The sequence below is a fragment of the Rummeliibacillus sp. NPDC094406 genome (assembly GCF_044763875.1).
Classification (GTDB): Bacteria; Bacillota; Bacilli; order Bacillales_A; family Planococcaceae; genus Rummeliibacillus.
Genome location: NZ_JBIWGZ010000004.1, coordinates 301,359 through 321,662, shown reverse-complemented (window position 1 = coordinate 321,662; position 20,304 = coordinate 301,359). Strand labels below are relative to the sequence as shown.

The 20,304-nt window shown below is 35.3% G+C and carries 15 protein-coding genes; 9 read left to right on the top strand and 6 right to left on the bottom strand.

The genetic code is table 11. From position 1 onward, the window contains the following. Positions 1-215 precede the first annotated feature (215 nt). Complete coding sequence (locus ACIQ4I_RS13205) at positions 216-416, bottom strand: cold-shock protein (RefSeq protein WP_397538098.1); 201 nt, start codon at positions 414-416, stop codon at positions 216-218. A gap of 463 nt (positions 417-879) precedes the next feature. After that, positions 880-1,089 (bottom strand): DUF1540 domain-containing protein, encoded by a 210-nt coding sequence (locus ACIQ4I_RS13200; protein ID WP_403096504.1) that lies wholly within the window; start codon positions 1,087-1,089, stop codon positions 880-882. A 1,061-nt stretch (positions 1,090-2,150) separates the two neighbouring features. On the opposite strand from ACIQ4I_RS13200, the gene ACIQ4I_RS13195 reads away from it, so the two are divergent. From ACIQ4I_RS13195 to ACIQ4I_RS13175, 5 genes are all read left to right on the top strand, one after another. Further along, complete coding sequence (locus ACIQ4I_RS13195) at positions 2,151-4,163, top strand: bifunctional 2',3'-cyclic-nucleotide 2'-phosphodiesterase/3'-nucleotidase (protein WP_403096503.1); 2,013 nt, start codon at positions 2,151-2,153, stop codon at positions 4,161-4,163. A gap of 156 nt (positions 4,164-4,319) precedes the next feature. After that, a complete protein-coding gene (locus ACIQ4I_RS13190; RefSeq protein ID WP_403096501.1) occupies positions 4,320-4,487 on the top strand; it encodes a hypothetical protein in 168 nt (55 codons plus the stop codon). 11 nt (positions 4,488-4,498) lie between these two features. Further along, a complete protein-coding gene (locus ACIQ4I_RS13185; protein ID WP_403096500.1) occupies positions 4,499-4,687 on the top strand; it encodes a small, acid-soluble spore protein, H family in 189 nt (62 codons plus the stop codon). A gap of 339 nt (positions 4,688-5,026) precedes the next feature. Further along, positions 5,027-5,191: a hypothetical protein gene (locus ACIQ4I_RS13180; protein ID WP_403096499.1), complete on the top strand. Its 165-nt coding sequence runs from the start codon at positions 5,027-5,029 to the stop codon at positions 5,189-5,191. A gap of 819 nt (positions 5,192-6,010) precedes the next feature. Then, a complete protein-coding gene (locus ACIQ4I_RS13175) occupies positions 6,011-7,411 on the top strand; it encodes a YfcC family protein (RefSeq protein WP_403096498.1) in 1,401 nt (466 codons plus the stop codon). 94 nt (positions 7,412-7,505) lie between these two features. Here the strand turns inward: ACIQ4I_RS13175 and ACIQ4I_RS13170 are convergent, their stop codons facing one another. Beyond that, positions 7,506-9,032: an APC family permease gene (locus ACIQ4I_RS13170; protein WP_403096497.1), complete on the bottom strand. Its 1,527-nt coding sequence runs from the start codon at positions 9,030-9,032 to the stop codon at positions 7,506-7,508. 448 nt (positions 9,033-9,480) lie between these two features. Here ACIQ4I_RS13170 and ACIQ4I_RS13165 point away from each other — a divergent pair, with 448 nt between their 5' ends. Further along, a complete protein-coding gene (locus tag ACIQ4I_RS13165; RefSeq protein ID WP_403096496.1) occupies positions 9,481-10,485 on the top strand; it encodes a nucleoid-associated protein in 1,005 nt (334 codons plus the stop codon). 246 nt (positions 10,486-10,731) lie between these two features. On the opposite strand, the gene ACIQ4I_RS13160 is transcribed toward ACIQ4I_RS13165, so the two are convergent. Next, entirely contained in the window at positions 10,732-13,341 is a 2,610-nt protein-coding gene (locus ACIQ4I_RS13160) for an Ig-like domain-containing protein (protein WP_403096494.1), read from the bottom strand. Between the two features lie 254 nt (positions 13,342-13,595). Between ACIQ4I_RS13160 and ACIQ4I_RS13155 the strand changes: the two genes are divergently transcribed. Both ACIQ4I_RS13155 and ACIQ4I_RS13150 read left to right on the top strand, forming a co-directional pair. After that, the gene (locus tag ACIQ4I_RS13155) at positions 13,596-14,984 is read left to right on the top strand and encodes a TldD/PmbA family protein (protein ID WP_403096492.1); all 1,389 of its coding nucleotides are present in this window, start codon (positions 13,596-13,598) and stop codon (positions 14,982-14,984) included. Positions 14,985-14,987: 3 nt separating this feature from the next. After that, positions 14,988-16,331, top strand: coding sequence for a TldD/PmbA family protein (locus ACIQ4I_RS13150; protein ID WP_403096490.1), 1,344 nt, complete (start codon positions 14,988-14,990; stop codon positions 16,329-16,331). Positions 16,332-16,496: 165 nt separating this feature from the next. Here ACIQ4I_RS13150 and ACIQ4I_RS13145 read toward each other — a convergent pair whose 3' ends face one another. After that, positions 16,497-16,844, bottom strand: coding sequence for a DoxX family protein (locus tag ACIQ4I_RS13145; protein WP_403096489.1), 348 nt, complete (start codon positions 16,842-16,844; stop codon positions 16,497-16,499). Positions 16,845-17,059: 215 nt separating this feature from the next. On the opposite strand from ACIQ4I_RS13145, the gene ACIQ4I_RS13140 reads away from it, so the two are divergent. Beyond that, positions 17,060-17,755, top strand: a complete 696-nt coding sequence (locus tag ACIQ4I_RS13140; RefSeq protein WP_403096488.1) for a DUF899 domain-containing protein — start codon at positions 17,060-17,062, stop codon at positions 17,753-17,755. Between the two features lie 150 nt (positions 17,756-17,905). Here the strand turns inward: ACIQ4I_RS13140 and ACIQ4I_RS13135 are convergent, their stop codons facing one another. Continuing rightward, positions 17,906-20,269 carry a putative bifunctional diguanylate cyclase/phosphodiesterase gene (locus ACIQ4I_RS13135; RefSeq protein ID WP_403096487.1) on the bottom strand — a complete coding sequence of 788 codons (2,364 nt, stop codon included), beginning with the start codon at positions 20,267-20,269 and terminating at the stop codon, positions 17,906-17,908. Positions 20,270-20,304: the final 35 nt, after the last annotated feature.

Genomic DNA, 20,304 nt, shown 5'->3' with positions numbered 1-20,304 from the left:
AAGAAGATTATGATAGGTACCAACTCCGATACAGCTTATCTCTTTAACCAGTGGTAGACTTAAATTCTTCCTTTCTAATTCTTCTGAGCCATTAAAAAGTTCCTTCCAACCTTTACCAACTTCAACTTTCTTGATTATCCGTTCTTTTTAACAAACAAAAAAGGCACCCTATAAGGATGCCTTTTGTACTTAACGAATAAACGTTTTCGTAAGAATTAAAGTTTAGTTACGTTAGTAGCTTGTGGTCCGCGGTTGCCTTCTTCTACGCCAAATTCAACTTTTTGACCTTCTTCAAGTGATTTGAAACCTTCACCTTGGATAGCTGAGAAGTGTACGAATACGTCGTTTCCACCTTCAACTTCGATGAAACCGAAACCTTTTTCTGCGTTAAACCATTTTACTGTACCTTGTGTCATTTAAATGACCTCCATTATTGTTTATTAATAATTTATCTTCCAATAGATAAAAAAATCACCTATCAAATGCGATCGATACAAATACGATCACTTTTAACAGGTGAATGCTTTGTTTCCGATTAGCCGAATTAATTATTACATTCATTGTATAGCAGATATTACCATGAGTCAACAGTAAAATGAATTTTTTTTTTGCCAAATATAATCTTTTTTAATAAGGCTACTCTTTCTTCACTATAAGTATGAACGATTGATATTCATTTATTCATTGTTTGAATACATGAGTGCCAATTAGAGCTGCTCTAAATATATTTTATCCCGATGTTAATTGGGTAAGAGAACTCATCAAAAAGGGACTAAAAAGAATATCCTTTTTAGTCCCCACCTTCTCAATGTTTTGTAAAGCTGCCAATATCAGTACCTTTGACTTCACTCAATGCTACCCAATTTATAAAACTTGTTCTTATTTAGGTTTGAACGTTTTACAACAAGTATCTGCAGAATGACTAGCTTCTTTAGAAATAGCGTGGAAGTCAAAATCTGAAGCAAACTCTGTATTCATATTTTTGGAGCTGTAATCCATCTCTACTTCAATTTTTTCAGCCCCACAGATATTATCTTCCTTATGGAAAAAACAATCTGATACAGTACAGTTTACCTTTACATTTGGCATAGCGATCCTCCTCATTGATTTTCATGAAAAACATAGAAAAGAATTTTAAATTCCTCTTCCATATTCCTCATAATGTATTTTAACCATTCGGAGTTTTTTTATTTTCAACTGAATCAATTTAATAAATCCATTTTCAGTTTTTAAATACGAACATTTTAACAAATTTATTTTTTCATATTTAGCTTTGGCTGTTCCGCTACAGACGGCGCTTTCCACGGGCTTGGCTTCAATCTCCTCGTCACTACGTTCCTGCGGGGCTTTCAGCTCAAGCTTTTCCCGTAGGAGTCGCCGTCTTTCGCTCCACAATTAACAAAATTGAATAATATTAAATGTTCGTATATTTTATATGAATTTTGCATTATAAAATTGATTAAACTATATGAAGTTTTTTATGTTGAACACTACCAATTCCGTACAAAACATGAATTCGTTGAAATTATCAACGTATGCTTGAATGACCCCAAATTTACTTTCTTTCAAAAGTCTTTACTTATAGCAAGCGCACAATTCGAATCCAAAGTCGTGATTAATGTTACTGGTTTACGAGCGTTATTTCTTACATCATTCAATAAATCTAATACCATTGTTATTTGCCGTATTAATTAGAACATTGTCTATGAAGCGGAAGATGGCGACTCCTGCGGGAAAGCGAGACAGTTGAGACCCCGCAGTGAAGCACGGTACGTGCTTCCGAGGAGGCTCAACGCTCGCCCGCGGAAAGCGCCATCTGGAGCGGCATACTAAGTAAATACTGAAAATGAAATATTATCTGAATTATTGAGTTGTTATAAATTAGAAAACATTCATATTTTTTAACTAAAAAAGCATTTATGAAATTGACCCATTCAATAACTAAATATAAACAATTCTATTAGTACTAAATTACTTCTGTTTCCCCTTCATAAGAAACAAGAACAACGACCCTGATTTTGTCTAATTAGGACGAAAACAAGGTAAAAATTAACTATTAAATTAATTTTTAACACCACTTTAATATTAAATATGCTATATTCTATTTTGAGTTAATAGTCTCAAAATTGGCAAAAGGATGGGTGGAAGAAATGAAAGGCAATAAGTCAAAAGCTTTTAAAATTTTATCAAGTACACTTGCAGTAAGCATGTTGTTAGCGGCCGTTGCGTCAAGTGATGCAGATGCTGCTTCAAAACCTTCTAAAACCAAGGTTCAATCACCAGTCAAACTTCGTATTATGGAAACAACAGATGTGCACACAAATCTACTAGACTTTGATTATTACAAAAATAGCGTAGCACCTAAATTGGGTTTGGCTAAAACAGCAACGCTTGTAAAATCAGCGCGATCTGAAGTGAAAAATTCAGTATTAGTAGACAACGGTGACTTGATTCAAGGTACTCCTCTCGGAACATATGAAGCGAAAATTAATCCGTTAAAGGATGGAGAAGTTCATCCAGCCATTAAAGCTATGAATATCATGAAGTATGACATGGCGACACTTGGAAATCATGAATTTAACTATGGATTAGATTATTTAGATGAAGTATACGATGACGCGAAATTCCCTTTTGTGAATGCAAACGTATATGTGGATGATCACGACAAAAATCCAAAAAATGATAAAAACAAGTACACTCCGTACAAAATTGTCAATAAAAAAGTAAAAGATGAATCTGGTAAAACAACCACAATTAAAGTCGGATACATCGGTTTTGCTCCCCCTCAAATCAACGAATGGGACAAAGCAAATCTAGATGGTAAAGTTATTACCAAAAATATCGTAGAAACAGCAAAAAAATATGTACCTGATATGAAAAAGAAAGGTGCAGATGTAGTCATTGCATTAGCTCACTCCGGTTTCAACGGAAATTTAGACAATACAGAAGATACAATCTATTCTTTGAGCAAAGTTTCTGGAATCGATGCAATTACTTTTTCACATACACATAAAGTATTCCCTGCAAAAGACGTTGCGAGTTTAGACGCATTATTCAAAGATTCAAATGGACAACTATTGCCTGGAGTTAATAATGATAAAGGAACAATCAACGGCGTTCCTGCTGTTCAAGCTGGCTACGGCGGTGGTAATTTAGGCATTATTGATTTAACTTTGAAAAAAGAAAAAGGCAAATGGAAGGTATCTAATTCTCAATCTTCAACAAGAGCAATCGAAACTGTAACAGCTGACGAAACTGTTGCAAATGCAGTTAAAGCTGATCACGAAGCTACATTAAAATATGTCAATACACCAATTGGTAAGACAACTGATGATATCTATAGCTATTTTGCACTTGTACAAGATGATCCATCCGTTCAAGTCGTGACAAATGCACAAAAATGGTATGTAGAAAAATATATCGCTCTAAACAAGCCTGAATTCAAAAACCTGCCAATTCTTTCAGTAGGAGCACCGTTTAAAGCTGGTCGTAATGGCGTGGATGAATACACAGAAATTAAAAAAGGTGATTTAACAATCCGCAGTGCAGGTGATTTATACCTTTATGACAACACCTTAAAAGCGGTAAAAGTGAAAGGCTCAGTCGTAAAAGAATGGATTGAAATGTCAGCTGGTAAATTTAACACGATTGATCCTACAAAAACAACGGAGCAACAATTAATCAATCCCGCTTTCCCAGTATATAATTTCGATATAATTGATGGTGTTGAATACCAAATCGATGTTACAAAGCCTGCTAAATACGGAATAGATGGTAAACTAGTAAACCCAACTTCAAGTCGTGTAGTAAATCTAAATTATAACGGTAAACCAATCGATCCTGAACAAGAATTTATAGTCGTAACAAATAATTACCGTGCAAATGGAGGCGGAAACTTCCCTGGAATTAAAGGAAGTCAGTTAGTAGTTGATTCAGCCGATGAGAACCGTCAAATTTTAATGGATTATATTTCTGAAAAGAAAGAAATTACTCCAACTGCTGATGGCAATTGGTCCATTGCACCAATCTCACAAAACGTGAATGTAACCTTCACGACTTCACCAAAAGCTGAACAATATATCACGAAAGAAAGTCCATTCTCTTATACAGGTAAAACAGAATTAAGTGGTTTTGGGATCTTTAACATTAACCTTCATCGCTAATTTAAGATACAGTTTTTTTCTGAATACACTTAAACACATTACTTAATATTTCTCAATACACAGCATTCAAAACTCTATGCTGTGTATTTTTTTGTGATAAAAAAGCTTTTCCAAGCCATATTAAGAATGATCCACATTGAAAGGAGAATTCAACATATGGGAAGAGATAATAAACAAGGCAAAAGCAAGAATAAAAGCTCACTACCCCAAACACCGAAAAACGAAAAAATAGCGCCACAAGCCGCAAAAGAAGAGACTGCTCAGGAGTTACTTGAGCTAGAAAGCTTGGTTGCTAAAAATAAGCAAAAGAATAGGCAAAAATAGGAGGTCTTTATTTGGAATATCAACGTGCACAAGAAATAGTTGCCTCACCTAAAGAATATGAAGTGAGCTATAACGGCGTTTCTGTATGGATTGATAAGTTACTCAATGAAAGAACTGCAACTGTCCACTTAAGACATTCCTTAGAAGAACGTTCTGAAGTGGATATTTCGGAATTGAAAGAAGAATATTTGCTGCAGTAAATTGCTGATCCCATTGGAATGTTCCAGTGGGATTTTCTTTAGTGAGTTTATTTCAGTTTTAGTTGGTTGAAGATGTAAATAGTATTAGTATTATTCTGTTTTCTTAGGATATAAAAGATCTTGAACGATGAATTTAATGGATTGGCTGCTCTATTTCGTGAATTGAACAGTTTTATTATAAATACAAACATCCTCATACAAAATATCTCATTTTAATAATCTGAATATTTTGCATTTTCTAATTACTTTTGTTAATATATTATTAAGGAATCTTCATCATAAAGTTTGTACTTTAGTTGAAGATTAAATACTTTTCAAATTCAAAGGAGGTATATATACATGACAAAGGTAGTATTAGTAAATGGGCAATACTTAGCGATTATCAATGAATCACATGTCGTTGAGACAAGAGAATTACCAGAAGGCATTCAGCTTGGAGCAATGTGTGAAGTTGAATACGACCATATAACAGGTCAAATTATTGTAGATGGACAGATTCTATAATCTGAATCCATCTTTTTTTTGAGGAAAATTCATTGTTTTACATACTAAGTGTAGCTTTTAAAAAAATAATCCTAAAATACTTCTAGTAGATTTCCCTCTATTTTGTAAACAGTATTGATCCTGATAGCTTACGAAGCATACCGCATCCCCCATTTATCTCATATGTGTCCCCTGAAAAAGTGTAGTAATACAATTATTTATTGTATATATTGCTATTGAATGAAGATAGCTATACCAGATTTTCATCATAAATTTACATCTGTTTTTACTTATTCAGTGCCCTCTCTCATATGAAAATGGGATTAAAAGTTTCACCGATATTCCACTAACTTGCTCAGTTCGTAAAAAACTTTCCTATTTAGTTGTATAATTGCCCTGTTAATTCAAATAGTAAAGAAAACATACTCCCTCAGCATTTTTACTACTTTACCTCCTACTGGTATTTAATAAAGTAAGCTGCTAAAACATCTATTAGACTCCCCGTAGCTGCATCTCCTTCGAATTAACATAATCTGCAAAGTCGCGAATACTTCGATTTATACATTTAGAAAATAACTTCTACATTAACCTGTCCCCTACCTTCACTTATATTAAGAATCTGAATCACATAGTCCCTAACCATAACTAACAGTTCCTATCTTTAGTTTTTATACATCCATTAAAAAAAACGATTAAATTAATTTATAAAACTCTATTGTATAAAAATCATATTTTATGTATAATAACAACCTATCAAGAAACAATTTAAGTCATTCCATAAAGTTATTTTCTATATAAGATGCATTTTTGAATATTTTGACATAAGTTAGGAGCAAGGCTATGTTTAAGAAAAAGAAAGCAGGTAAAGGAAGTAAAGGTGTTAATGCATATGTATTAATCTTTGCTTTAATCGTAATATCTGCTATTTTAACGTATATTGTGCCAGCTGGACATTACGATACAAAAGTAGTGGATGGTAGAAGTGTTATTATGCCAGAGACTTTTTCATTTGTGAATAATCATCCAGTTGGTCTATTAGAATTATTTAGTGATATTCACAAAGGTATGGTGAATGGTGCAGGTACGATTTTCTTCGTATTAATTATTGGTGGTGTATTCGGTATTATTAATGCCACAGGTGCACTCGATTCATTTATCGTAACATTTGCACGCAAAATGAAAAACCGTGAGAAATTAGTTGTTCCGATTTTTATGTTGTTCTTTGGTATTTGTGGTGCAACAATGGGGATGTCAGATGAAGTGGCTGTTTATGTAGCACTTCTTGTCCCATTAACTATTGCATTAGGATTCGATGCCGTTACAGGCTTTGCTATTGTAGTAGTCGGCGCCTCAATGGGTTTCACAGCGGGCTTTTTAAACCCATTCTCCGTTGGGGTTGCACAAGGTATTGCCGAACTCCCAACATTCTCAGGGATTGGTTATCGCCTAATTGTTTTCGTTGTGTTCTACGCAACAGCAGCCATCTTTGTTTATCGTCATGCAATGAAGGTTAAGAAAAATCCTGATTTAGGAATTTACGGCAAATTTGAAAAGTTAAGTCCACATACAAAAGAAGATATGTCTATTACTTTCACATTACGTCATAAATTAGTGTTAACTGCCTTTTTATTAAACTTCGTGATATTAATCATCGGTGTTATGAAATATGGCTGGTACATTCCAGAAATCGCTGGGTTATTCTTAATGTTCGGTATTATTATGGGGATTGTCGGTGGTCTTGGAGCATCTGAAATTGCCGATAGCTTTGTAAAAGGAACATCAGAACTAATCGGTGGTGCTTTAATCATCGGGTTAGCACAAACTGTATTAGTCATCTTTAAAACAGGTGGTTTGATGGATACGATCCTACATTTTGCCTCCACTCTATTAAATGATCTCCCATCAACATTCACAGCTGTTGGTATGATGATTTTGCAAATGATCATCAACTTCCTAGTCCCATCACAAAGTGGACAAGCTGCACTGACAATGCCGATTATGGCACCATTAGCTGATTTAGTAGGAGTCACACGCCAAACTGCTGTACTTGCCTTCCAATTAGGTGACGGTATCGCAGCAAGCATGTTCCCTACTAACGGCGCGCTAATCGCGGCACTTGCAGTTGCAGGTATCCCTTGGAACAAATGGGTGAGATGGTACTTTAAATTCTTTATCATTATCTTCATCATTTCAGTGATTTTGTTAGTGATTGCAGAAAAGATGAATTATGGTCCGTTTTAATAGATAAAATAAAAACTCTAAAGCGAATGAGATTCGTTTTAGAGTTTTTTGTTTAGCTTTTTGGATATTTCAAATCATATTATTAGCAACAAACTTACGCTGACATGTCCTTGCGTTCGTTTTCTACATTTTTCGGTATGGCATCATTATACGGCATATTGCTATGTCCGTAGCTACGATGAATCATCATATACACTAAACCAATCACAACAACGACAACTGCTGAAACACTCACGATATAGTTATCATACCAAGCTACATCTGGTGTTCTTGGCCAACACATGTTGATCATAGCAATTATTCCGTAGACAAGCGCACCAATATTAATAGGTAGCCCCCACTTGCCTAATTGATACTTCCCACTTGGTTTCCATCCTTTTAGTCTAGCTCGAAGTGCAGCAAAGACAACCATTTGGAATCCAAGATAAATACCAAATGCCGCAAAACTGACTACCTTTGTAAGCGCATCTGTAGACACTTTTGATCCCAACACAATGATGGCTGGAACAATAGCTGCAAGAAGCAACGCATAAGGCGGTATGTGACGAGAAGTTGAAAACTTCTTTAACAATTTACTTCCAATAATCATGTCATCACGTCCATACGAATAGGCAAGTCTACTTGCTGCCGCCTGTAAACTTATTGCACATGACAGGAATGAAATTAACACAATACACAGTACAATTTTCGCGCCAACAGCACCAAATGCCTTGTTTAGCACTGTATCAACAGGCGTTACATCCTTACCAGAAATAACTGCTGGGATATCAGCAACTGAAAGTACTAATGAAAGACAAACAAAAGTTGCTGCAGCTCCACCAATGTAAATCGTCCGACGCATTGCTTTTGGGATAAGTACACCTGGATTCGGTACCTCTTCAGCAACATCACCACAAGCTTCGAACCCATAATATAAGAAAGCTCCAATTAATCCAGCTGCTGCAAATGCATACATGAAGCTATGATTACCTTGAGCTCCAAAAGAATCAAAGAGCACACTTAGATTATGATGCCTTTCTGTGATAAGCAACCAAAAACCAACTACAAGCGCACCAATAATCTCTGCAGCAAAACCAATAACCGCTGCAGTTGCGAGAACCTTTGTGCCAAGAAAATTGATGATAGTCGATAAGACAAGTAAACCTATTGCACAAAGAATCGTCGAATTCACCGATACTTCAAAACCCAAAACTTGGGCTATAAAAGGTCCAGCCCCGTATACTACACTAGCAATCGTCACAAGTAAAGCCATTAAGTAAACCCAACCAGTCATCCATGCCCACTTACGCCCCCATAGCCTTCGTGCCCAAGGATAAACGCCTCCTGCAACAGGGAATTGCGCAACAATCTCACTAAATACTAGTGCCACCAATAGCTGTCCTAGTCCACAGATGACAAGACTCCATATCATAGGCGGGCCACCTTGCGCAAGTGCGAAGGCAAATAGAGTGTACACTCCTACTACAGGAGAAAGGTAAGTGAACCCAAGCGAAAAGTTTGCCCATGGGCTCATGTCGCGGCGAAATTCAGATTCATAACCAAGTGCTGCCAATTGTGCAGCATCACTATCATGATGCTCTGAAGCAGATCCACCATTTTTGTTGTTCAAATTTTCTTGCATGTTTTTGAACCTCCTTTAAATGTAATTACATTTTTATAAGCAATTATTGTGCCAACATGCAGAGATATATGAACATTCAGTGAATTGTGCTTATGTAGAAGTATTCTTTAGAACTAAATTTCATTTTTGATATTATATATTCAATTTTGAATTAATTATTTGTATCAGTAGGATTCACTCACTATAATTAATCCCGCTTACATTATTACCATATAATATAGTTTTGCTCAAAACCCCTATGTTCCTATGATAATTTGAATAATTTATGCATAATTGCCTAAAACACGGAAAACAAAACTTCTGCTTCCATTTTTTCCAAGTCTCTTCGGACTACGATCTCAGAGTCTTCACTAATGAACATCACCTCAATTAAATATTAGGCATGTAAATATTGAGTGGAGTATGATATGGTATATTCTCGACAACTAATGATTTGAAGGTGAAGACTATGCTAGAAGTAAGTGAAAGTAAATTAGCACAGTATGTGGTACACCATGTAAGCGATGTGCTTGTTTTGGGAGAAGCGGCATTCTCTCAGCCAGAGGTCATGCTCGAAGCAGCATTTACCCAATTAGCGTTTAACAAAATTGATTGGGATCAGCAATATGAATGTTTTCACGAAACGGACATTGGATTAAATGAAGTGTACACATATGTGAAGTCTATTTTTGATAATGACAGTAGTTTCCTAGAACAATCAAAACATATCGCTACACACCTGCAAAGCGTATCCCAACATCCTAATATAAAAGATGGCGAATTGTTTATTGGATTATTCGAAAATTGCCTTTGGAATACAGAGATGAAAAAGGTCATTGCCATTGTAAAAATTGATGAAAAAGAAATATTCTTAGATGTTAAAAACGAACAAAACAAAGTGATTGTCAATGGCATCGATGGTATAAATGTAAAGAAAATCAATAATATGGCTGTCATCGTAGATATGGGACCAGATGAAGCGCCTGCTGTCTTTATCAAAACGAAAAAGAAAGAAGACGTAATCTATTGGCAGGAGCGCTTTTTAAAGATTAAGGTAGCGGATGAATGTTATCATAAAACGAATTTAGCGCTAACAGAATGTAAAAAATATATTTTAAAAGAAGAAAGTTTTACGAATACCGAGAAATTAGGATTTTTAAACAAAACGCTTGATTATTTTAAAAATGAAGAAGAATTCCAAGTTAACGATTATATTGACTCAGTTTTCGAAAAGGCTGAACCCGTACAAAAAGATATTATCGTAAATACGGTAAAGCCCTACGAAACAATTATTTCTGAAAGTGCGATTGAAAAAGCCGAAAAAAGTTATAAACGTAAAATTAAACTCGATTCCAATATTGAAATTCAGGTTAACGTACGTGATATCGAGCAAGTGGATGAACTAATCGAAGTCGGCTATGATGAAACAACAAATCGTAAGTTTTATAAAATCTATTTCCAAGAGGAAATATAATCAAAAAATGATAGAATATCGCAACTCGTGTAAGTGGTGATTCTTAAAGACTTTAGCAATAGTCACTTATACTCTTAAGCTATATGTACAGCGCACTCACAATGCTGATCATTGCAACGTTAGCGAATTAAATGAAAAAGACACCTGCCATTCCTAATCTCTACAGATGGCAGGTATCTCTTTTTGAATTCGATCTATTTATTTAAGATTCAATTGCAACTCTAAAGAAGGATGTTTATAACTAAACTATTTTACCTTTACATACGTTGCTTTACTTTTATTCTTCGCTTGATCAACTGCGTAGATTGTTAAGTTACTATTTTTCTTTTGTTTTGGAATTGTAATACGCACAATACCTTTTGAATTGACTGCGCCCTTTTTCACAAGATTTTTACCATTGTAAATGTAAATCTTCGCTCGCTTTTCGGCCTTTCCCGTAACCACCGTTGAGCTTGCCTTTACTGTATTGATTTTTGGTTTCACTGGTGCTGTTTTATCAAGCACCGTCATCATTTTCGGTTTACTGATATTGTTCAGTGGATCCTTTACATACACATTTATTTTGGTACCAGCTTTTTGCTTTGAAATTTTAAAGCTGAATTCCCCTTTTAATGATACGTTTCCAGAACCAATTACTTCATTGTCCTTTTTCGCATAGATTGTTGTATTAGGAGTAGCTTTGCCTTTCATCTCTATATGTGTATCGTCAATTGCATTGACGGTTGTCAAAGTCGGCTTCCCCTTGAAGATATTATTGATCGTAATCGACTTTGTTACTTGATTACCTGCTGTATCCGTTACAACAAATATGTAGCTCCCTGATTTACTCGCCTCAAAAGTAATATTTGATTGGTTTACTTCTTGTCCATTCGGTAATTGAATACTTTTTACAGCAACGTTATCGGAAGCTTGCACTGTTATCGTAATATCCTTATTCGTTGGTTTCGTAGTATTTTGTGACAGCAGCAACTGTGGTTTAGTTGTATCAATATTTGTTACTTTAACTTCTTGTGTTGAAGCATTTCCAAATTGATCTTCTACTATGAAAGAATAGATACCATTCTTTGTGACTTTATAATCTATTTGGGATTCGTTTTCTACTTCGCCCACCGGCATTTTAATTTTATAAATACCAGAATCATCTGATGCAGATAATTTGATCGTCACCGGCTGATTTGTCAACGTTTCCTTACTTAAACTCCAAGCAACTTTCGGTTTGTCAGTATCATTGACATCAGTTGTAAGTTCTCTAGTATAAATGACATCTGAACCTTTACTTTTAGCAGATACAAGCATTGTGTAGTGACCATTCTTTTCAGGGAACCATACAAATCTATTTTTTGAACTGAAAGGTTGCACAACTTTTTTACTGTTATCTTCACTCACTAAAGTAAATTCATATTGAGGATTTTCGCCAAAAGCCCATGCATCAAATACATAACTTAATAGATCATCCCCCTTACTTACATAAGCGTCAAAATGGGTAATAGCTGGAACCAGCGTGGTAAAGTGAATACTACTTGACTTATCAAGTATTGTGCCATCATAACCCTTTACTGCCCCAGCTCCAACATTCAATGTATACTTAGAGCTCTTTGTAAAAGGATCCTCAGGAATCAATTTCAATAAACCATCCGTCACTTCAATCTTGATCGGCAAATTCCCTTTAGGTCCTTTGACAGTAATTTTAGATGCATCTACTAATTGGATATTTTGATTGAAATATAAAATCAAATTACTCTTATACTCTACATTTCGTGTACCTTCGGCCAATTCTTTAGGAACGTACTTGCTATACTGCTTAAACTCGTATTTTGCTTTCATGAATTCAAAATGGTCTTTCTTATAGCCCTCAATCTTAGTTAATGAATACTTATCATCTTTATCTTTTGTTAATGCAACTAAATCATTATTATAAAATATTTTTTGGACATTAAGTTCTGGCTGTATTGTATACAAATATGTATTTTCACCGTCTTTATAAACATCAATACCTCCATCAACATTGGCGCCAAACATAAGACGATCCTTTGAACTAAAAGAAAAATCATTAAATGGATGATTTAATTGAAAATCAAAGACTAAATTATCCTTTTCATCTTTTGATAATTTAAATACAGTACCACTATTATTATATAAATTCAGACCGTTAGGTGATATTGTCGCATTTTCTTTTAATGTATGACTATCGGTTAATTGGGAATCTTTTACCGTTGTAATATCTCCTTTTTCTACTCCTAATCCCTCAATTGAAATAGGACTTACTTTATTAGCAATAATATACATATTGGATGCACTTTCACTATAGTAAATATTTGATAAATATCGATACTCTCTATTCTTCACATCTTGTACAGGCTTTTTATCCTTTAAATCATAAATTGCGATTAATTGAAACTGACCTGAACCGGGCGTGATATACAAAATACCATCCTTATCAACTGCTAAGTCATACGGATCTGCCTCAACATCAAATGTGTCGGCTAAAGTAAAATCGCTCGTATTCACTTCTGCAATAGCTCCATCATACGGACCATTATTGTATGTATAATGCGGTGTTTTGTGCTGTGTCACATATAACTTTCCTTTATACAATGTCATTCTTTCCGCTAAATACGGTAACGTCAACTTTTTCACAACACCTGTTTCATAGTTGGCTGCATAAAGTGTCTTACTATTTAGCTCTGTCATATAAACAATTGGTTGATCCGGATCTACCTCTGTATCGAATGGGACAAAGCCTAATGAAATTGATGGAGTAGCTGCATCTACAGATATAGTATGATTCACATTCACTATACCAAAAGCTAATACCATCATAAAAATTATAAATAAATTTTGACCTGACCTCTTCAAAAAAACCCTCCTACTTAAAATTAATCTATTAAATTATAGCATTTATGAATTATTATTATTAAAAAAATCAAATTATTATCTAAAAAACTATTATCTTAATTTAATTAGCCACTTAAAAGCCCAATAAAATTCCTATCCATACATTTAATTTAAAAACGGCTCAACTTTTTATATTTTTAAATATACAAAATTATCAAATTATTATAAAACTTACAATGGTAAATGATTTATAATGAAATAAAGGGGGCGGAAACATGATTAAACAATCAATCATTGAAAATGTATTGGAAGTGGCACTCTCTACGGGTGGAGATTTTTCAGAAATATTTGTAGAGGATAAATTTACTAATTCATTGGGCTTCGTGGATAACAAAATAGAAAACAGTATTTCGGGCCGTGATTTTGGCATCGGCATTCGTATTTTCTCGGGACTGCAAAGTATATATACTTATACGAATGATTTCTCAGATGAAGGACTACTTTTAGCGGCGAAAAAAGCAGCGCTTGCGATTCAAGGTGGTGGTTCGGGTACCATTCATCCGCTTCAAAAGGAAACATTTTCGCCCATTCACCAAATTGCTCAAACGCCTAAATCTGTAGAACATGCAAAAAGAGCTGCGGTTATGAGACAGGCAAACGACATTGCTCGAAACTACGATCCACGTATTAGTCAAGTTAGAGTTCGTTACTTGGACGAAGAACAAAATATTCTCATTGCTAATTCTGAAGGTAAATTCATTGAAGACACACGTGTTCATAGTCGATTAGCCATTCAAACAACAGCAACCGAAGGAAATGAATTGCAAACAGGTTTCTATGGCCCTGGTGCTCATGCTGGATTTGAATATATAGAGAATTTAGATTTGAATCACTATGCAGGAGAAGCTGCACGTATTGCTATAACGATGCTTCATGCAGATGAATGCCCAAGTGGTAAATTCCCTGTTATCATCGACAATGAATTTGGTGGTGTGATTTTCCATGAAGCTTGCGGACACGGACTTGAAGCGACAGCTGTCGCAAAGAACAATTCTGTATTTGCCAATCGAATTGGTGAAAGAGTCGCACCAGAGATTGTGACTTATATCGATGACGGTACTCTCCCAAATGAATGGGGTTCTCTTAACATTGATGATGAAGGCGAAAAAACACGAAAAAATGTCTTAATCGAAAATGGTATTTTAAAAGGTTACTTGATTGATAAGTTCAATGCACGTCGTATGAACGCTGAACCAACAGGCTCTTCACGCCGTCAATCCTATCGTTTCAGCCCTACATCACGCATGACCAATACGTATATCGCACCAGGTACATCCACTCCAGAAGAAATTATTGCTGATACCGAATACGGACTTTACACAAAGTATATGGGTGGAGGCCAAGTAAATCCTGCAACCGGTGATTATAACTTTGCTGTTGCTGAAGCCTATATCGTGAAAAACGGCAAAATTGAACGCCCTGTACGCGGTGCAACACTGATTGGAAATGGTGCAAAAACATTGCAGCTTGTGGATCGTGTTGGTAATAATCTTGCACATGGTGCTGGTATGTGTGGCTCCCAAAGCGGCAGTATTCCTGTTAATGTTGGTCAGCCTATGATTCGTGTTAGTGAAATTACAGTTGGTGGGACTAAGGGGGAATAAGCAATGAAACTGAAAGAATTCCAAGAACAATTATTGCACGTTGCTCTAAATGCTGGTTTCAAAGAAGTTGAATTATATTATGCACACAAAGAATCCTTCCAATGTTCGATTTTCGAGGGCGAAATTGATAGCTATGAAACGTCTGAAGATGGTGGTCTTGGACTTCGAGGACTTTATAATGGAAAGATGGGCTATTCTTATACAGAGAAAATAGATGAAGATTCCATTTCATTTTTAATCGAAAGTGCAAAAGCAAATGCAGCGATCCTTGATGAAGATGATGGTTCGGATATTTTTGAAGGTAGCAAAGATTACGAAGCTCATAACTTCTATAACGAAGAACTAGCAAATGTCCAAATTCCTGAAAAGATTGAATTACTTCGTTCGATTGAAGAGAAAATTCGTTCTTATGATAAGCGTATTGTCGCACTTGACGAATGCATTCTTTATGACTTTTCCACAGAACGCTTACTTGCGAACAGTAAAGGCCTTTCGTTAACAGAAAAAAAGAATGGCTTAATGATCTATATTTCAACTGTAGTGAAAGATGGCGAAGAAATGAAAACAGGCAGTTTTATGAAATCAACACGTGACTTTCATTCACTGAATCCAGTTGAAATTGCCAAAGAAGCTGCTGAAGAAGCCCTATCTTATCTCGATGAAAAATCGATTCCGGCAGGAAAATATCCAATCATTATGAGATATGACGCAGCGGCATCATTACTTGCAACATTTTCCCCTATCTTCTCTGCTGAGAATACACAGAAAAACCAATCGCTTTTAAAAGGAAAAATAGGAGAAAAAGTAGCTTCAGACACCTTCACTCTATTAGACGATCCATTCCATCCGGATGTAGTAGGTGGATCCAATTTTGATGGAGAAGGTGTGGCAACAAAAAAACAAGCGATTATTACAAATGGAACACTTAATACACTTCTTCATAACAGAAAGACAGCGAAAATAGATGGTTGCGAATCAACAGGTCATGCATCCAAAGCATCTTATAAAGGTACACTCTCTGTGGCACCTCAAAATATGTACATTGCTCCAGGAGAAAGAGCGAATGAGGATTTAATTAGCTCTGTATCAGAAGGAATCCTTGTAACACATTTATCTGGCCTTCATTCAGGTACAAATACAATCTCTGGTGACTTCTCGGTGGCCGCAACAGGCTTCCATATAAAAGACGGCAAGATTGTAGCACCAGTCAAACAAATTACAATCGCCGGAAACTTCTATGAACTATTGAATGATATTGAAGAAACTGGCTCAGATCTACATTTCCATCAAGGTGGATTTGGTTCCCCTTCTCTATTAGTGAAAGAACTTTTTGTAACGGTTGATTAGAGGGTTAAAAAAAAAAATAATGCCTGCTCCCTTACTTTGTTCGGGTGGCAGGCATTATTCTTTTCAAAAGTCAAACTCGGAATATAAGTGACTTAAAATTATCGATCATACAACTGTTTGGACTTCATTGATTTTCATATTAAATCGAAGCCCACATTAGTTCATCTATAAATAATAAATGAAAAATACTATAAATGATAAGATCGCAAGTATTAAAATCGTTAAAGTTTCTTTAAAGGTATCCTTCGCCCTAATATGCGTTACGATTCCACCTATCCCAGTAATCCCAAGAACAAGTGCTCCTGCCATCGCATAACTAGGTGCCCAATAACCTATGAGCAATAGTGCAGCACCCACTATTTCCACAATTCCTGTTAATACTCTAAACCATTGTGGTAATCTCCAATGTTCAAAACCTTCCACATGCATTTCAGAACCTACTACCTTGCCAATTCCCGCCATAGCAAACATGAGTATAAGAATTGCTTGAAAAACATAAGCTAATATTTCCATGTTTTTCTCACCCCTTTTTTGATTGACTATTACGCAAAAATTGTTACTACATAATATTCATTCCGACTTAATTTGATGTTGCAACACTTGCTACAAAATAAGTCTGCGGATGAACTTTCAATGAAGTAACTTTTCAAATCTTAAAAAGCGAAAGTATATCGATTTTCTAATATGGCTAGAATAAGTTGGGGAATTATCAAAAAAGAGGTGTTGTTATGGAAAAACATAGAGTCCTTCCGAAAGATCAGTGGCTTGAAGCGAGAAAAGAACTACTACGTAAGGAGAAGGAATTCACGAAATTGCGTGATGAACTGACACAACAGCGAAGGGATCTCCCTTGGGAAGCTGTTAATAAGTCATATACATTTGATGGTCCTAGTGGCAAGTTGTATCTAGCAGATTTGTTTTCTGGCAAAAGCCAGCTAATTGTTTACCATTTTATGTTCGGCCCCAGTTGGGATCAAGGTTGCAAGCATTGTTCCTTCTGGGCGGATCACTATAGTGGGATGATTCCCCATTTAAATCACCGTGATGTCTCATTTGTTTGTATTTCTCGTGCACCGGTGGAAAAACTAGAGACATATAAGAAACGAATGGGTTGGACATTCCCTTGGTATTCTTCGCAGCATACGGATTTTAATTATGATTTTCAAGCATCTTTCCCAAAAGAAGAAGTAGCTCATAAGAGCGCCCTTTACAACTACACTTTCCAGGATCCAATGAGCCAAGACAGAGAAGGCGTTAGTGTATTCTATAAAGATGAAGATGAAAACATATTTCATACGTATTCAACCTATGCTCGTGGTATTGATATGCTAAACAATACGTATCAATTTCTAGATTTGGTTCCAAAAGGGCGGCAGGATGACCGCGGGCTACGTCATCATGATCAATACGGAGCAAAGCTATAAAAAAACAAGCGAGCCCTTTCTCTCGCTTGTTTTCGTTTGGTAAGATTATCTTTTCAATATACTTGATTTTGAAATGATTGTTTTAAATACTGAAAATTTGGTTTCTGAGGTTCAACCACTAGTTTTAAATTAAGTGAAAGTTAAATACCTCTAATCCGTACTTTGATGATTTCCCTTCTGAGATACCATTAATGTTTCAAAATCCTCCACACTTAAGGGGCGGCTAAATAAATATCCCTGAAGTTCATCGCATTTTATTTCTTGAAGGAATGATTTTTGGATTTCATTCTCCACACCTTCTGCAATCACTTTGAAATTTAAACCTTTCGCCATCATGACAATCAATTTAACGATTGCCGCATCTTTCTCACTTTTCTCTAACGCAGAGATAAATGAACGATCTATTTTTAGATGATCAATTTGGAATTCACTTAAATATTGCAGAGATGAATAGCCAGTTCCAAAATCATCGATTGCTATTTGAAAGCCCATTTGTTTTAGCGCTGATAGTTGAGCGAGATTCTTTTCGATTGGGCCCATAGCAATACTTTCTGTAATTTCCAACTCAATATCATTTGGATTTGCACCAGTCTCTTTGATAATGCTTGAAACCATATCCATAAAGTCATTATGTTTAAATTGTAAAGAAGAAATATTCACTGCTATTCTTAGTTTTGAAAATCCTTTCTTCCTCCACGAAACGGACTGACGACATGCTTTCCTTAAAACGCTTTCTCCAATTGGCAAGATAAGGCCAGTTTCTTCTGCAAATGGAATGAAATCTGAAGGAGGTACAAGTCCTTGCCCAGGTCTTTCCCAGCGAAGTAAAGCTTCTGCACCAATAATTTCATTGTTATTCAGTGAGATTTGCGGCTGGTAGTGTATTATAAATTCATCCCGTTCAATACCTTTTCTTAACGAGCTTTCTAACTCCATCTTAGGTTCCATACTCATTGTCCCATTGTAAATCTTATAATTATTTTTCCCGTTATCTTTTACCTTGTACATGGCCGTATCTGCTTTCATTAAGAGGGTATCCCAATCACAACCATGGTCAGGATAAATCGATATACCAATACTAGGTGTGATGAGAAGTTCAAATCCCTTTATATTAAAAGTTTCTCTCAAGGTTGTTAATATGTTTGATGCTATTTTTTCTATCTTCTGCACGTCTGTATTTTCGATCAATAATGCGTATTCGTCTCCACCAAGGCGACAAACAACTTCGTTTGGTACGCATTTAACCAGTCTATCTCCTACTTCTTTCAACAATAAATCACCATATGAATGGCCAAGACTATCATTAATTTGTTTAAAACGATCCAGATCAAGGAGCATAAATACAATCTTCTTTTGATCTACATTCGAATTATTAATTGCTTGCGAAAGTCTTTTCTGAATATATCTGCGATTAGGCAAACCCGTAACCACATCATGATACGCAAGAAATTCCATTGAATTCACTGTCTCTACCAGTTTATTCGTTCTTTCTTTTACTTTTATCTCAAGACCTTCGTTTAAATTATTCAAATCTTTCACTAATTTATCGTTTTCTAACAGAGTGAATATTTGTCTCAAGATGACTAACAGGATACATATCACCAATCCGATAAAGACAGGGTACATTATATTCAGTTTAATCATGGTCATTATAAAATAAATCGAAAGAAAAAAGACACTCATATATGGAATAAAATATTTAATAAACAGGTTTTCGCTTTGTTTCGCATGAGTTGTTGTCTGCTCTTTCATTTGAAATGGCTCATGATCAATCCCTGCCAATCCAATCATAAGGATAGATAAGATCCAAAAAGGTTCATTTATGCTTCCTAAAGAATATGAATTGGTCATTTTCAAATACGAAAAAGTCGTATCTGCGATTATTTGAATTAATAAGCCACAAATCAAAAAGGAAGTTGCCTTTTTAGAAAATATGCTATTTGAAGCCATTAAAAGGCTTAAAACTCCTACCAAAACACCTAGGTCTAAAACTGGATAAAGTAATTCGGTTATGTAAAATTGAATGTTTGTATGTTGATTTAGTACTGGATTTATTAAGAAAATCCAACTAAACGTTGTTACTGCAGACATAACTATTAACATATCGAGGAAGTACCGAATCGTAAACAATTTACTTTTAATCGCATTCATAAGTAAAAGGAGGGCAATGAAATAGAATCCATTTTGCGCTACCCAAAATTTTTCTGATAGATAAGAAATGCCTTCACTACGATTAAGAATAAATTCATTAAAAATCCAAATCAACATTCCGGTTAGATAACTAAGAACGCCTAAACCAAGAAATAGCCAGAAACTTTTAGCTTTTCCTTTATACTTAAAAAAAGTAGTAGTGAGACATCCGATCGATGCACAGCATGCAATTATTTGAAAAGCCGCTCCGCCCCATTTGATAAAATCTTGGTTATTTCTAAAAACAATATTCCAAAGGATATTTGCAAGAATAAATATTACGATGAAGGAATATGCAAACCGCTTTGTTCTAAAACCGTACATCCTGTTTCTCCATTCTCGATTTACTCAAAACTATG